Consider the following 14,344-nt stretch of genomic DNA (forward strand, 5'->3'; position numbering starts at 1 on the left):
GTGCGCGCAAAGTTGACGAACGGTTGGCGGTACTGTCAATCGAGGAGCGGTGGCCGGGATTGCGGGCATCGTGGTGATCCGGATCTATCACCGGTCGGCCCGGCTGACCGAGGTCAAGGTGTCGGTTCCGCAGCTGAGCGAGTTGACGTTCGTGGTCGACGGCAACGAGAGCCGCAACGTCGCCAGGCAACTGTTCGTGGAGACGGTGACCCGCGTTGCCACGCAGCCTCTGAAGGACGACGAGGGCTTGACCCGAGAGGCGCTGACGTCGCTGTACGGCCTGTTCGCCACCACTCGCGACACCTTGAAGTCCAGCAGGCCATCGGTCCCGGCACCGGGCGGGCTGACGGTCGAGCACCTGGCGATCACGATGCTCAACCAGGAGCTCCGCCCGTTCCTGTCGAAGTGGCACCCGCGGCTCCGCGAATTCGAGCAGGCACGGCCGGACGCCACCGAGGCCGACTGGCCGGAGAACGCCGTGTGCCGCGCGGAGCTCCGTGAGGCGCAGCGACGCATCCATGCTTACGCGATGGGATTCGCCAAGCCGGCCGGCGTTCGCGAACCGGAGGCCATGGCCAGTGCGGTCCCCTGAGGAGTCCGGTACATACCGCTACGACGCCTTCCTGCCGTCCGGCGCACAACGCGACCAGCGGCGGTGGTGCGAGCCACCCGCCCTCAGGGCAGCGAGGCGGGCAGTCCGAGGGCGGTGAAGTGCTCGGGGCCGATGAACGAGGTGATCTCGCAGATGTACGCCTCCCGCAGCGTGAACACGTTGACCGCCCAGGCGAGGTACGCGCCGGCGTCGTCGTTCCAGAGGTAGCAGCCCACGCCGGGCTGGCCGTTCGCGCTGGTCGGGAGGTGCCGCCAGGCGCCGCAGCTCTTCAGCGGGACCCGCACGGCGAACTCGGTGACCGTCTCCAGCCCGCGGTACCAGTGCGGCAGCGGCGGCATCGACCAGGTGACGTCCTCGGTCAGCAGCGCGACGAGCGCGTCGGCGTCGTCGCGTTCGAGCGCGCTGGAGTAGCCGGTGACGATCTCCCGCAGGCGCGCGTCGCCGATCTTGCGCAACGTCTGCTGCTGCGTACGGGAAGGGACCTTCTCCGCGACGACCCGGCGAGCCCGCGCGAGGGCGGAGTTCACCGACGTGGCGGAGGTGTCCATCATCGCGGCGATCTCGGCGGCGGAGAAGCCGAGGACCTCGAAGAGCACCAGGGCCGCCCGCTGGTTGCCCGGCAGGTGCTGCAGGGCGGCGACGAACGCCAGCTCGACCGCTTCGCGCTGCTCGTAGCGCGCGGCCGGGCCGGCCGGGCCGCCGGCGAGGGCCGTGTCCGGGTAGGGGCCCAGCCAGGCGACGTCGGACAGGGGGACGGCGTCGACCACGGGATGGTCGCTGGCCGGGCCCAAGTCGACGGGCAGCGCCCGCCTGCCGCGGGCCTCGACGAGGTCCAGGCAGGTGCGGGTGGTCACGGTGTAGAGCCAGGAGCGCAGCGAGCTACGGCCCTCGAAGCGCGCCAGCCCGCGCCACGCCCGCAGCAGGGCGTCCTGCAGAGCGTCGTCGGCGTCGTGGGTGGAGCCGAGCATGCGGTAGCAGTGGGCGTGCAACTCCCCGCGCAACGGCGCCACGAGGCGGGTGAACGCCGCGCCGTCACCGTCGCGGGCGAGCGCCAGATCATCCTGCGCCGACGCGCCGCCCCCGTCGCGGGCCGACGTCAGATCATCCCGCGTCGGCGCGTCGTCCCCGTCGCGGGCCGACGTCAGGTCGTCCCGCGTCGGCGCGTCGGCAGGCCGTGAAGAATTCTTCTCCATAAGCGACGATTGTGCCCTCCGCAGGGAGTCCCTACTTCGACCGGACACCGATGTCCCCCTGCCAGGAGGCCCAGATGAGCCAGACGATGCCCGCCATCTCCGCGACGCTGGAGGTTCCCGACGCGCGCCTGTACTACGAGGTGCGCGGCGAGGGCCCCCTCGTGGTGCTCGTCGGCGCGCCGATGGGCGCCGACTCCTTCGCGCCGGCGGCCGACCTGCTCGCCACCGACCACACCGTGCTCACCACCGATCCGCGAGGCATCAACCGCAGCCCGGTCGACGACCCGGACCAGGACTCGACCCCGGAGCTGCGCGCCGACGACCTCTCCCGGCTCCTGACCCACCTGGACGCCGGCCCGGCCGCCGTCTTCGGCTCCAGCGGCGGCGCGGTCAGCGCGCTGGCCCTCGCCATCGCCCGTCCCGAGCAGGTGCACACCGTGGTCGCGCACGAGCACCCGGCCTACGCCGTGCTCGACGACCGCGAGCGGCTGCACGCGGGAGCCGATGACATGATCGCCACCTACTTCGCCGGTGACGTCGTCGGGGCCTGGACGAAGTTCATGGCCCAGGCCGACATCTTCCTGCCGGAGGGGTTGATCGAGCAGATGTTCGGCGGGGAGCGCGACCCGCAGCAGGTCGCGGACGAGCGCCGCTGGTTCGCCCACGAGTTGCGCCCGACCACCCGCTGGGAGCCCGACATCACGGCTCTGCGCGAAGTGCCGACCCGCATTGTGATCGGCATCGGCGAGGAGTCCACCGGCCAGCTGTGCGACCGCACGTCGACCGCGCTCGCCACGGCGCTCGGCATCGAGCCGACGACGTTCCCCGGCGACCACACCGGGTTCGCCGACGACCCCGAGCGGTTCGTCACCCGGCTGCGCGCGGTCCTGCGCGAGAGCTGAGCACCGGACGACTTGAGATGCCCACGCGGAAGGCTCCCGGAACGCGGGGATTCAGTCGGCGGCCAGGTTCAGCGGTGTGGTGACGATCAGGCGCCATTCGCCGCCGAACAGCGCGTCGTTGTCGTCCATCCAGGCGATCGTGGGTCTCCCCTGGTCGTTGAGGGTCATGGCCAGACCGTCGCCGGGGCCCCATCCGATCCTGGCCACGGCGGTGCGCACGCAGCGAGGTCCCGTACAGGTGGCGAGCATGAGGCGTGTCCCGTCGTGGCTCTGGTACGCGACCAGCGGACGGCCCGCCCGGTCCAGGACCATCACCGGGGTCGACCGGTAGGGGCCGCCGGCGTCCAGGGTGATCACTTCGGACTGGGCGCAGTCGGGTGTGCGGCAGTCGAGCAGCTTGGTCGCGCGATCGTTCCTGTCCCGGTAGGCGATCAGCGGCCGGCCGTCCGGCCGTACCACCAGGGCCAGGCCGGTGTCCCGGCCCCGCTCACTCTCGACGCTCGGCGGGTAGGGAGGGACGGGCCTGGTCACGCGGGTCCGCAGGCATGCGGCGTCCGCACAGGAGATGACATGGATCTGGCCGTTGTGGGTGTCGAACCGGGCGGCGACAGGCCGGCCGCCCGGTGCCGTCGTGACGGCCAGGCTGGGCACGCCGGGCAGGTACGAGGTGGCGTCCAGCCGTGCGACCCGCTTCTGCTCCGGGCGTGCGCAGGCCACGTCGGCGCAGAAGACGAAGGAGACGATGTCCTTGGTCGGGTCCGCGTCACCCTTCACCCGCTCCTTGTCGGCGAAGGCGACGACCAGGCCGCCCTGCCGCACGGCCATCGCCACCCCCGCGTAGAACGCCGGACGCTCCGCCTTCGCGACGATCCCACCGCCGGGGACGGGCACGCACGCACCCGCTTCACACGTCAGCATCCTGAGGGCCTCTCCCGACCAGGTGGTGAGCAGGAGCCGCCCGTCGGGCAGGCGGACGCTGACCGCGCCGGGAAGCGGATCCGTGCCGGCGACCCGCTGCTCCGCCCACGTGAAACTCGTCTTCTCGCAGGAGGTGTCGGCACAGGTCAGCAGGCTGGCGTAGTCGTCGTAGCCGTCGATGACCATGGCCAGGCTCCCGCCACGGCCGGCGTGCACGTCCCGCAGGTCGAAGGGCCGCAACTCCGGACCCTCGTCAGAGGAGCCCGAGGAACCGGACGGCTCCGCCTTCTGCCACGACTCGGTCACGTTCGTCTGGGAGACCTCCAGCCAGCCGAACGGATTGACCAGCACCACCCCGCTGAACAGCACCCCGGGCAGCAACACGGTCGGCAACAGCACGCGCCTGAACGGGCCCGGCGGGCTGCCGGGGAGGCCGCGTACCAGGTCCTCGTCCTCGTTCGAGTCCTCGGTGCGCCAGGCCAGGCAGTGCAGGAACTGACGGGTGACCACGGCCGCCTGGACGGGCGTGACGGCCAGGGCCAGCGCGAATCCCGCCACGCCCGATCCCACGGTCTCCAGGGCGCCGGGCAGCAGCCCCAGCCCCCGTCCCAAGCCCCAGGTCGCCGCGGCGGGGACGACGACCACGCCGAAGGCGAGCGTGAACGCCGTCGCCCTACGGCGCAGCCTGCTCAGCCGGTAGGCGTGGCGGATCGCGCCCAGCGGCGTACAGCCGTGCAGCATGACGCCCGGCACGGCCAGCAGCCCCGGCGTCGCCGTCAGCGCCAGCGTCACCATCACGGCGATGGCCATCCACTCCTGGCGGGTCAGCAGCAGGACGCCGAACCCGGCGGCCCCCACCGCCGCGTACGCCAGCACTCCCACCACGACCAGGAGCAGCGTGGACGGCAGCCGTCGAGCGGCGGCCCGCAGCGCCGCGACAGGCGACACCGGCCGGTCGACGAGCCGTCCAGCGGCCAGGACCACCGTCGCGGGGAACACCAGCGCCTGCCCCAGGATGCCGGCCGCCGCCGGCAGCCCCGCCCAGACCAGCAGCGAGCCGTCGGACCCGCCGATGAAGTGGAGCCGGTCGTTGATCACCGCCGCCGAGTCGTCCAGCGACACCACCAGCATCAGCTGGATGAGCACGGAGACAGGCACGTACACCAGCACGCCGGGCAGCACGAGGGGCACCAGGTGCCGCCCGGCGCTCAGGTAGCTACGCCACAGAACGCCGGACTCGCGTAGCTCGTCAGCGGAAGTCACGGATCGAACGGTGACAGGAACCTTGTCCAGATCGCTCCCCATTTGCCGGAACCGGTCTGGCCACTGCGGGCTACTCGAAGAGGGACGGGTCTCCGGTGCCCCGGCGGAGGATCTCCGGCTCGTCCTGGGAGAAGTCGACGACCGTCGTCGGCGTCGCGCCGCACTCGCCGGCGTCGATGACGGCGTCGACCTCGTGGTCGAGCCGCTCCTTGATCTCCCAGCCCTGCGTCAGGGGCTCGGTCTCGTCGGGCAGCAGCAGGGTGCTCGACAGCAGCGGCTCGCCGAGCTCGGCCAGCAGCGCCTGCGTGACGACGTGATCGGGGATCCGGACGCCGACCGTCTTCTTCCGGGGATGCATCAGCCGCCGCGGCACCTCCTTGGTCGCGGGCAGGATGAACGTGTAACCGCCGGGGGTCGCCGCCTTGACCGAGCGGAACAGCGCGTTGCTCAGATGAATGAACTGGCCGAACTGCGCGAAGTCCCCGCACATCAGGGTGAAGTGATGGTCGCTACCGAGGCTGCGGATCTCCCGGATCCGGTCGATCCCGTCCCGGTTGCCCAGCCGGCACCCCAGGGCGTAGCACGAGTCCGTCGGGTACGCGATCAAGCCGTCCGCCCGCAGGAGGTCGACGACCTGGCTGATCAGCCGAGGTTGCGGATTGTCCGGATGCACATCGAAGTACTTCGCCACACCTTCGATCTTAGGAGCGGCCACGACACCCCATGACACTCACCCCGAGCCGAGGGCGGTTCCGGCGGCCGGTGCCGTCCCGACGCGGAGATCGTCGAAGTCGACGGCCGCGCGGCCCGTGATGAGGTGCACGGATCCCGGTCCGGTGATCGGTTCCGGATCGGTGACGCTGACACGGGGTGTCGTCTCCGCGCCGACGAAGGCGCGGATCTCGGCCCCGCGCATCTCGACGCGGAGCTTGACCGGCCCCGTCACGGCGGCTCCGGCGCCCGTCGCGATGACGCCGACGCCCGCCCGGTGAACGTCGACCGAGCCGTCGGGGCGCAGGTAGACCAGGTATCCGGACTGGGTGTAGGCGTCGCCGGGCCTCGCCGTACGCACCTGGACGCCGGCGAACGCCGTCGAGGTCGCGAGCGTACGGAAGTCGAGCTCGGTCTCGACGAAGCCGTCGGTGATCAGCAGGTCGTCCACGACGGACTTCCAGCCCGTGCGCGTCGTGTCCCGCTGGCGGTAGGTCCCGTCGACCACGGCCCACGAGCCGTCGACGGCGGTCCACGCCTCCGACGTCGCGGCGACCGAGGAGAAACTGTCGCGGAAGACGACCCCCTGGGCGTCCGGCACGACGCGCAGGTCGACGGTGTCGATCTCGGCCGTCCCGTCGGCACGCAGCGTCTCCGCGCTGAGGCGGCACGCTCCGGGAAGCGACGTCTCACGTACGGTGACCTTCAGCTCGGCGGGGCCCGAGGCGGTGGCGTCACCGCTGAGGCAGCGGCCCGAGACCGTCACCTCGCCGATGCCACGTCCGATGCCGCGTCCGGCGACGCGTACGGCGACCTCCTGCCCCGCCACGACGTCGGTGCGGTCCGCGGTGGCGGTCACCAGGTCGCGGCCGACGTCGGAGCGGGCCGCGGCGGCGACCAGGCGGGCGGCGTCGCGCCGGGTGACCACCCGCTGGCGCGCCAGCGCCGCCGACGTCCTCGTGACATGCCGGACGAAGGCGGCGTGGCCGTCCCACTGCTCGCCGGCGCGCAGGAGGTCGGCGACCGTGCAGCCGGTGCCGTCGTCGGCGTTGGCGACCCCGGTGTCCCTGCCGCCGATGCGGACCGTCGCCGACTCGTCCGAGCCGGCGCACGCGTCGTCGAGGACGCGGATGTCGTACTCCAGCCTGCCCGTGGCCCTGACATCGAGGACCTGGAGCCTACGGTCTCCGCCCGCCACCGGGAAGGCGGAGGGCCACAGGGCCGCGCCGCCCGCGCCGGTCCAGCGGATCTCCACGCTGCGCCCGTCGCGGTTGACGACGACGCCGGAGACGTTCTCGGCGGTCGCCCGGGAGCCGACCTCGACTTCTCCGCCGCCGATCCACTGGACGGTGTCGTCCGGGTCGAGCACCAGCGGGACGCGTTCGAAGAACTCGCCCGAGCTCTCGACCCGCACCTTGAGGCGGTCACCGAGGGTGACGGACTTGGTCACCGGGCTGCCCGCCGCCGCGTAGCGGATCTCCAGAGCGTCGGAGCCGGAGACCGTCGCGGGATCGACGGGCGTCCCGTCGCGGAAGAACGTGGGGACCGGCTGGTCATAGGCGTCGACGTGCACGCCGTCCGCGGCGACCCAGCCGGTGCCCCAGGACAGCTCCGCGTCCGCCGGGCGGGTCCTGGGGGCGCCGGGGCTCGGCGCGTTCTGGCTCTGGATGACGACGCCGAGCCGGGGGTCGTAGAGGTAGCCGAGCCCGAACCGCTGGTTGTCCCAGAAGCCGTACTGGGTGTCGACGTGCTTGCCGAAGCCCATGCCCGCGACGTATGAGGGGCGCTTGGCGAACACGAACCGCTGGCCGGTGACCGAGTCCGCGCGGTATTCGGTGTACGGGGCGCCCGCGTAGGGGCGGAGGGTGCCGATCGCCTCGCGACGCTCGGCGGCGGTCGGGTGGTACTCCTGCTTCAGCGCGACGTCACGGATGACCGAGGGATCGAGGTAGGCCCACGTCGGCGCGATCAACGACTGGACCGAGGCCGCCCAGCCCGCCTGGGCGAAGGCCGCCCGGCGCTCCTGGAGCTCCTCGCGGGTGGCCGCGTAGGCACGCGCCTGCGGGATCACCGAGCCCCAGAGGTCGTTGGAGCCGATGGGCAACTCGTCGGCGTGGTTCCAGCCGCGGTGGCGTGAGTCGGCCGCCGTGTTGATGGCGTAGCCGTCGAGCCGCTCGTCGTAGAGCAGGTTGTACTGGGCCCAGTCCAGGTAACGCGCCTGCATCCGGTCGATCGTCGCCCGGGTCGCGGGGTCGCCCCAGCCGACGAGGTCTTCGGAGTGCACTTCGAGGCTGTACCGGTGGGCGACCGTCCCGTCCCGGTAGAAGCCGGCCTCGCTCTGCGCGATCCGCTCGTGGTCGGCGAGGCGCTGCTGGAACCGTACGCGTAACGCCGCGTCGTCGAGGCGGACGAGAAGGCGCGAGATGCCGACCAGCCCGCCCGCTACCTGGTTGGCGAACTGGGAGCCACGCGGCCCCCACACCTCCTCATCCTCCAGGAACCACCTCGCGGCCGCCCTCATGGCCTCGGTCAGGGAGGCGACCAGGCTCGCCTCGACCGTGCCGTCCGCGTCGAGCATCTCCAGCATGAAGGCGTACAGTTCGAGCGCGAAGCCTGTCGCGGCCCGCGAGTGCAGGTCGCCGCCGCCCTGGGGGAACGAGCCGTCGGCGTTCTGGGTGCCGAGCATGAACCGCAGGGCGGCCTCCAGGCGCGCACGCAGGCTCCGGTCCCGGTGGTACGGGTTCCATGGACGGTCGGCGGTGTAGAAGTAGGCGAGGGTGAGGACGTTCTCCATGACGCGCGCGTCGTTCGGACCCTGGCCCGGTCGCCAGCAGCCGCAGGTGATGAAGCCGTCGTCGTCGACGCTGTTGGCCAGCCGCGCGAGGTTGGCGAGGTAGGGGGCGATCTGCTGCTCCAGGCCGGTGAAGTCGCCCAGGTCGATCGTGCCCGCATCGAGGGCGGCGACCTTGGGCAGCGGTCCTGATGTCTGAGCCGTGGCCGGCGGGGTCGCTGTCAGGGCCAGCGCGGCGCTGACGGCCACCGCGATGATCCGGCGGCCCGCGCCGGGGGGTGTCAAGCTCATGATCGTGCCTCCAGGAGGCGCTGTGAATCGATTCACGGCGCGGTGTGCGCAGATCGTAGTGACGGCCTCGTCACGATGTCAACGGCCGTTACGCGAGGCCGCCGCCTGGGAGTGAGGTCGCCCGGATCACGAGCTCAGGGTCGAAACGCCCCTGCGTGTCCTGCTCTTTCTCCAGGCCGAGCAGGATGCGGACGGCGCTGGCGCCGAGCGCCGCCGAGGGATGCCGGATGGTGGTGAGCGGCACGATCGCGAAGTCGGCGAACTCTATGTCGTCGTAGCCGACCAGGGAGAGATCCTCCGGCACCCGGATCCCGGCCGTGATCAGCCCGTGCAGCAGGCCGAGCGCGAGCAGGTCGTTACCGGCCACGATCCCGTCGGGAAGGCCCGGCTTCGGCCTCCCGGCCAGCTCCCCCGCGACCGCCTCGCCGGCCTTCGCGGTCTGGACCCGCACCCGGATCACCTCGATCGTGGCGGGCGTCGCGGACTCGGCGACGGCTCGCTTCGCCCCTGCCAGCCGGAGATCGACGTGGGGGTGCGGGCCGCCCGCGAAGAGCAGGCGTCGCCGCCCCTGGGCCAGCAGGTGCGAGGCTGCGAGGTGGCCTCCCCGCTCGTTGTCGCCGGAGATGGCGGGGTAGTCGTGCGGGCCTTCGGCGATGCCGACCAGCACGAACGGCGTCCCCCGCTTCCTCAGCTCGATCAGCTCGGTGGGCACACCGGCCACCGGGACGGCCAGGATGCCGCTCACCTGCTGAGACTCGAAGAACTTGAGGTAGGCGCGCTCGCGCTCGCGGCTTTCGTCGCTGTTGGCGACCAGGATGAAGCGGCCATGGGCGGCGGCCTCCGCCTCGGCCCCCGCGGCGATCTCCGCGTAGACGGGGTTGCCCGTGCTGGAGACGAGCAGACCGAGCGCGAGACTGTGGCCGACCCGGAGCCGCCGTGCCGCGTCGTTGCCGACGTAGCCGAGTTCGTCGGCGGCGGCCAGGACCCGCCGGCGCAGCTCCGGCGAGACGCGGTCCGGCTGGGTGAACGTGTAGGAGACGGTCGCGCGGGACACTCCGGCGCGTGTCGCGACATCGCCGACCGTGGCGAGGGAATCCGCGGCCTTGGGCCGCCTCGGCGCCGGTTCGAGCGTCATCGATCTCCTCTTGGGTCAGGTCCGCAGGGTCACCGCTAGCCTAACGCGTCTGTGAATCGATTCACGCCACTCCATTGACACCGAATCCCGGCGACACGTAACCTGCCCGACACGCTGTGAATCGATTCACGAGACTTGCGAGAGGAGTCATACGGTGGCTTTGCCGCATGCGACCACGACGGCCGCGCCCGGGGCGCGGGACCCGGCCGCGCGAACGCCCCCCGCCGCACCGGGCGGCAAGAAACGCCGGGTGGGCGTACGAGCTCCCTGGTGGTTCCTCGTACCGGCCATCGCGGTCTATCTCTTCATCGTCGTGGCTCCCAGCGTGAACGGCGCGCTGTTCTCCTTCACCGACTGGAACGGGCTGCGCGCCGACTGGTCGTTCGTGGGCCTGGACAACTTCGGCGCGGTCTTCTCCGACCGGGCGGCCGGCGACGCCCTGGTCAACACCCTCATCCTGGCGGCGGTGGCCACCGTGGCGCAGAACGTCGCGGGGCTGCTCCTGGCGCTCGGCGTCAACAGCATGGTCAAGAGCCGGTACCTGCTGCGGGTGATCTTCTTCGCGCCGGTGGTGCTGACGCCGCTGGTGGCCGGATACGTGTGGAGCTTCCTGCTCTCACCCGACGGCGCGCTCAACGACGCGCTGCGCGCGGTGGGGCTGGGCGGGCTCGCCCATGACTGGCTCGGCGATCCGGACACGGCGCTGTACGCCATCGTGGCCGAGATCGTCTGGCAGTTCTCCGGGTACTCGATGGTGATCTACCTGGCCGGGCTGCAGGCCATTCCGGCCGAGGTGCTGGAGGCGGCGACGATCGACGGGGCGGGCGCCTGGAGCAAGTTCCGCCGGGTCGTGCTGCCGCTGCTGAACGGCGCGGTCGTGATCAACGTGATGCTCTGCCTGATCGGCGGGCTCAAGCAGTTCGACCAGGTGATGGCCATGACCGGCGGCGGCCCCGGCACCTCGACCGAGACGATCTCGACGGCGATCTACAAGAGCGCCTTCTCGCTCGGCGACTTCCCCTTCTCGATCGCGCTGGCGGTCGTGATGACCGTGATCATCGCGTTCCTGGCCTCGGTGCAGTTCCGCCTGACACAGAGGAAGAGCTCCTGATGCACCGATACTCCTGGCGGACGCTGACCCGTGAGGTCACGCTGATCCTGCTCGCGCTGGCCTTCCTGGTCCCCCTGGCCGGCCTGCTCAACGTGTCGCTCAAACCCCAGGACAGCCAGACCAGCGCGCTCGCCCTGGAATGGCCGCCCACGTTCGCCAACTACGCCGAGGCGTGGACCCAGGCCAACCTCGGGGCGGCGCTGGCCAACAGCTTCGCCATCACCTCGCTGAGCGTCATCCTGATCGTCGCCTTCGCGGCGATGGCCGCCTACCCGCTGGCCCGCGTGACCCGCGGCTGGTCCCGCTACACGTTCTTCTTCGTCATCGGCGGGCTGCTCATCCCGGGCCAGCTCGCACTGCTCCCGCTGTACGCGACCATGCGCGACGTGGGGCTGCTCGGCTCGCTCTGGTCGGTGATCCTGATCAACGTCGGGCAGCAGATCCCGTTCTCGGTGTTCCTCTACACGATGTTCCTGCGTGAGCTGCCCCTCGACTACGAGGAGGCCGCGCTGATCGACGGGTGCGGGCCGGTGCGCTCGTTCGTCAGCGTCGTGTTCCCGCTCCTGCGTCCCGTCACCGGCACCGTGGTGATCCTCAACTCGGTCGGCATCTGGAACGAGTTCTTCACCCCGCTGCTCTACCTGGGCGGCAGCGACAACACCACGGCTCCGGTGGCCATCTACGGCTTCGTCAGCCAGTACGTGTCGCAGTGGCCGCTGATCTTCGCCGGTCTGGTGATCAGCGTCATCCCGATCCTCGTCGTCTACTTCGCGCTGCAGCGACACATCATCAAAGGCTTCGCCGGCGGGCTCAAAGGCTAGAGCCGCCATCCCCCTTCACACCCCCTGGAGTTCTGTCATGAAGTCTGTGCGAACGATCGCGTCCGCGTGCTGCCTCGCCGTCGCGGTCACCGCCTGCTCGACCTCTGGCGGCGGCGCCACCGGCGCGGCATCGGAGGACAAGGTGTTGACCCTGGCCGCCGCGGGCCAGGGACCCGCCAAGGCCGCCGTGGCGGCGTTCGAGAAGGCCAATCCCGGCGTCACCGTGAAGACGATCTTCACCGAGGACGACGCCTCCTACCAGCAGCAGATCCGTACCCAGCTCTCCTCCGGAACGGCGCCGGACGTCTTCCGCATGTGGCCGGGCGGCGGCAACACGATGGCCGTACGCGACCTGAGCAAGGACGGCATGCTGATGGACCTGTCGGCGGAGAGGTGGGCCGGCGGCCTCGGCCCGGACCTCAAGGCGGTCACCAGCGACCCGGCCGGCAAGGTGGTCGCGGTCCCGGTGACGATCGGCGCCATCGGCGCGGTCTGGAACGACCAGGCGCTGCGGGCGAGCGGGCTGGCCAAGCCGGCGACCTGGCCGCAGGTGCTGGCGTTCTGCCGGGACGCCAAGGCCAAGGGGGTCGTGCCGTTCGCGCTCGGCCTGAAGTCGGCCTGGGTGACCCAGCTCGTGCCCTACGCGCTGACCGCCTCCCTGGTCTACGGTCCGACCCGGGACTTCACCCAACGGCAACTGGACGGCAAGGCCGCCTTCGCGGACTCCGCGTGGAAGCAGGCGCTGGAGAAGTATCTGGAGATGCGCGACGAGGGCTGCTTCAACGACAGTCCCAACGGCGTCGGCTACGACGAGCAGATGCGGATGTTCGGCCAGGGCAAGGCGCTCGGCGTGGTGCACGTGCTGTCGGCGGTCCAGTCCGCGATCGAGTACGCGCCCCAGGGCACCACGTTCTCCATGACCCCGTTCCCCGCCACCGACAGCGCCGACGGCACGTACGTGCCGGTGTCGGTGGGCATCGTCTACGGGGTCAACGCCAAGGCCGAGAACCCGGCCCTGGCCAAGAAGTTCATGGAGTTCCTCGCCTCGCCGGAAGGCCAGGCGCTGTACGCCACCGCCTCGGGCAGCAGCCCGGCGCTGACCAGCCCCGCGTTCAAGGCCGACGCGCTGCAGCAGCCGGTGCTGGACGCCGTCGAGTCCGGCCGCTCCACGCTCTACCCGGACCAGTCCTGGCCCAACGCGAAGGTCCAGCAGGAGCACCTGACCTCGATCCAGGAGTTGTTCAACGGGACGGTGGACGTGCCCACCGTGCTCTCCCGGATGGACAAGGCGTTCGCCGCCACCACGTGACCACCACACCGACCGGAGGAACCTCGGTGAGCGCCATGGAAGCATGCCTGTGGATCACCCCCAAGATCTTCGACGACCTGCGGGAGCCCGCGCCCGGTGTGGCGGCGTTCTTCGACCACCACGCGGACTGGCTCGCGGACCGGCCGGTCACACTGGTGTTCTGCGCGGGCAACGGCGATCACATCCTGAACTACCGGGGCCTGGCCGGCCGACGGGAGCGCTTCGACTGGGCCCGCTACAACTGCTTCGCGCTCGGCCCCGGCGGGCCCGCCGCCATGATGCGGGCCCACAACCTCGACTGGCTGACGCGGGTGCGCGACGGCGGTGAGCGATCGGCCAATCCGTACTCGGCCGGGCCGATGTTCGCCCTGTCCGAGCAGCCGATGGACTACGACGTCCTGGCCGGCATCTACGCCGCCGTGCGGGCCGAGGCGGGGCGGCGCGGGCACCGGGTGAACCTGCTGGAGTACCTGGAGCCCGGTCCCGAGTTCTGCCGTAGCGAGTGGAAGACCTCGCTGCATCCGGAGGTGGCCGCCAGCGCCGCCGACGCCGGAGGCCACCTGGTGCCGGGCGTCATCGACGTGACCGCCCCGCTGTCGGCCGACTCGCGGACCTACGCCGCCTATCCCGGCGGCATCCCGTCCGGGCTGCTCGCCGGGGACTTCGTCGCCGCCCAGACCGCCGCCTTCACCCGGGACTTCGGGCTGGACGGCGTCATGCTCGGCAACCAGTTCGGCCTCATCGGGTTCTGGCACCCGGACAACGCGCCACCGCTCACCCCCGGGCGAACGGCCGGGATCGAACGGTTCTTCCTGCGCCTGCGCGAGGCGATGGGCGAGCGCCTGGTCTACTGGATGGACACCTACTGGCGGGCCGACGTCGAACGCTCCGCCTGGGGCATGACCGACGCCGCCTACCGCAGCCTCGACGCGATCCTGGTCAGCACCTTCGCGGTGCTGGTCGAGCGGACCGAGATCGTCCCCAACCTGCTCAGCAAGGCCGCGCTCAACGGCCCTCGCCCGCTGCTCGGCCTGGACTTCGTCGACCCGTGGTACTGGTATCGCACCTACCTCGACGACCGGCGTACCTACCTCTACCAGCGGGAGGTCCTGGCGGCACACGCCACGTCCGTGGCCGGCGTCTCCTTCTTCGCCAACGACACCTTCGGCCACTTCGTGCCCGAGGCCGAGCTGAAGAGCACCCTCGACGTGGCCGTCCGGGCAAGCTTGATCGATAAGGGTGGGAGGCGGCGGGACAGCGACTACGCTTGCGGCACTTGATCTCCG

The 14,344-nt window shown here is 71.1% G+C and carries 11 protein-coding genes; 6 read left to right on the top strand and 5 right to left on the bottom strand.

Annotated features, from left to right (window positions below):
• The first annotated feature begins 49 nt into the window (after positions 1-49).
• The gene (locus tag ACTMTF_RS21170; RefSeq protein ID WP_441112243.1) at positions 50-592 is read left to right on the top strand and encodes a hypothetical protein; all 543 of its coding nucleotides are present in this window, start codon (positions 50-52) and stop codon (positions 590-592) included.
• A gap of 83 nt (positions 593-675) precedes the next feature.
• On the opposite strand, the gene ACTMTF_RS21175 is transcribed toward ACTMTF_RS21170, so the two are convergent.
• A complete protein-coding gene (locus tag ACTMTF_RS21175) occupies positions 676-1,806 on the bottom strand; it encodes a sigma-70 family RNA polymerase sigma factor (protein ID WP_441112244.1) in 1,131 nt (376 codons plus the stop codon).
• A 74-nt stretch (positions 1,807-1,880) separates the two neighbouring features.
• Between ACTMTF_RS21175 and ACTMTF_RS21180 the strand changes: the two genes are divergently transcribed.
• A complete protein-coding gene (locus ACTMTF_RS21180) occupies positions 1,881-2,708 on the top strand; it encodes an alpha/beta fold hydrolase (RefSeq protein WP_441112245.1) in 828 nt (275 codons plus the stop codon).
• A gap of 51 nt (positions 2,709-2,759) precedes the next feature.
• Here the strand turns inward: ACTMTF_RS21180 and ACTMTF_RS21185 are convergent, their stop codons facing one another.
• The 4 genes from ACTMTF_RS21185 to ACTMTF_RS21200 form a co-directional block, all read right to left on the bottom strand.
• Entirely contained in the window at positions 2,760-4,889 is a 2,130-nt protein-coding gene (locus tag ACTMTF_RS21185) for a hypothetical protein (protein ID WP_441112246.1), read from the bottom strand.
• 70 nt (positions 4,890-4,959) lie between these two features.
• Positions 4,960-5,580 (bottom strand): L-threonylcarbamoyladenylate synthase, encoded by a 621-nt coding sequence (locus ACTMTF_RS21190; RefSeq protein ID WP_397004417.1) that lies wholly within the window; start codon positions 5,578-5,580, stop codon positions 4,960-4,962.
• Between the two features lie 39 nt (positions 5,581-5,619).
• A complete protein-coding gene (locus ACTMTF_RS21195; RefSeq protein WP_441112247.1) occupies positions 5,620-8,682 on the bottom strand; it encodes a hypothetical protein in 3,063 nt (1,020 codons plus the stop codon).
• 88 nt (positions 8,683-8,770) lie between these two features.
• Positions 8,771-9,817, bottom strand: coding sequence for a LacI family DNA-binding transcriptional regulator (locus ACTMTF_RS21200; protein WP_441112248.1), 1,047 nt, complete (start codon positions 9,815-9,817; stop codon positions 8,771-8,773).
• Between the two features lie 154 nt (positions 9,818-9,971).
• Here ACTMTF_RS21200 and ACTMTF_RS21205 point away from each other — a divergent pair, with 154 nt between their 5' ends.
• From ACTMTF_RS21205 to ACTMTF_RS21220, 4 genes are read left to right on the top strand one after another with little or no spacing between them, the layout of a single operon-like run.
• Positions 9,972-10,928 carry a carbohydrate ABC transporter permease gene (locus ACTMTF_RS21205; protein WP_441112249.1) on the top strand — a complete coding sequence of 319 codons (957 nt, stop codon included), beginning with the start codon at positions 9,972-9,974 and terminating at the stop codon, positions 10,926-10,928.
• On the top strand, positions 10,928-11,749 hold the full coding sequence (locus ACTMTF_RS21210) for a carbohydrate ABC transporter permease (RefSeq protein ID WP_441112250.1): 822 nt from the start codon (positions 10,928-10,930) through the stop codon (positions 11,747-11,749). The genes ACTMTF_RS21205 and ACTMTF_RS21210 overlap by 1 nt, the downstream gene beginning before the upstream one ends.
• 37 nt (positions 11,750-11,786) lie before the next feature.
• The gene (locus tag ACTMTF_RS21215; protein WP_441112251.1) at positions 11,787-13,058 is read left to right on the top strand and encodes an ABC transporter substrate-binding protein; all 1,272 of its coding nucleotides are present in this window, start codon (positions 11,787-11,789) and stop codon (positions 13,056-13,058) included.
• A 26-nt stretch (positions 13,059-13,084) separates the two neighbouring features.
• Entirely contained in the window at positions 13,085-14,338 is a 1,254-nt protein-coding gene (locus ACTMTF_RS21220; RefSeq protein ID WP_441112252.1) for a hypothetical protein, read from the top strand.
• The last annotated feature ends 6 nt before the right edge of the window (positions 14,339-14,344 follow it).

The organism is Nonomuraea sp. ZG12, assembly GCF_052068115.1.
In the GTDB taxonomy this organism is placed as follows: Bacteria; Actinomycetota; Actinomycetes; order Streptosporangiales; family Streptosporangiaceae; genus Nonomuraea.

Bases quoted from the DNA above. Each gene is read 5' to 3' on its own strand.
- ACTMTF_RS21175 (WP_441112244.1), bottom strand. From the start codon at position 1,806: ATGGAGAAGAATTCTTCACGGCCTGCCGACGCGCCGACGCGGGACGAC.
- ACTMTF_RS21180 (WP_441112245.1), top strand. From the start codon at position 1,881: ATGAGCCAGACGATGCCCGCCATCTCCGCGACGCTGGAGGTTCCCGAC.
- ACTMTF_RS21195 (WP_441112247.1), bottom strand. From the start codon at position 8,682: ATGAGCTTGACACCCCCCGGCGCGGGCCGCCGGATCATCGCGGTGGCC.
- ACTMTF_RS21200 (WP_441112248.1), bottom strand. From the start codon at position 9,817: ATGACGCTCGAACCGGCGCCGAGGCGGCCCAAGGCCGCGGATTCCCTC.
- ACTMTF_RS21210 (WP_441112250.1), top strand. From the start codon at position 10,928: ATGCACCGATACTCCTGGCGGACGCTGACCCGTGAGGTCACGCTGATC.
- ACTMTF_RS21215 (WP_441112251.1), top strand. From the start codon at position 11,787: ATGAAGTCTGTGCGAACGATCGCGTCCGCGTGCTGCCTCGCCGTCGCG.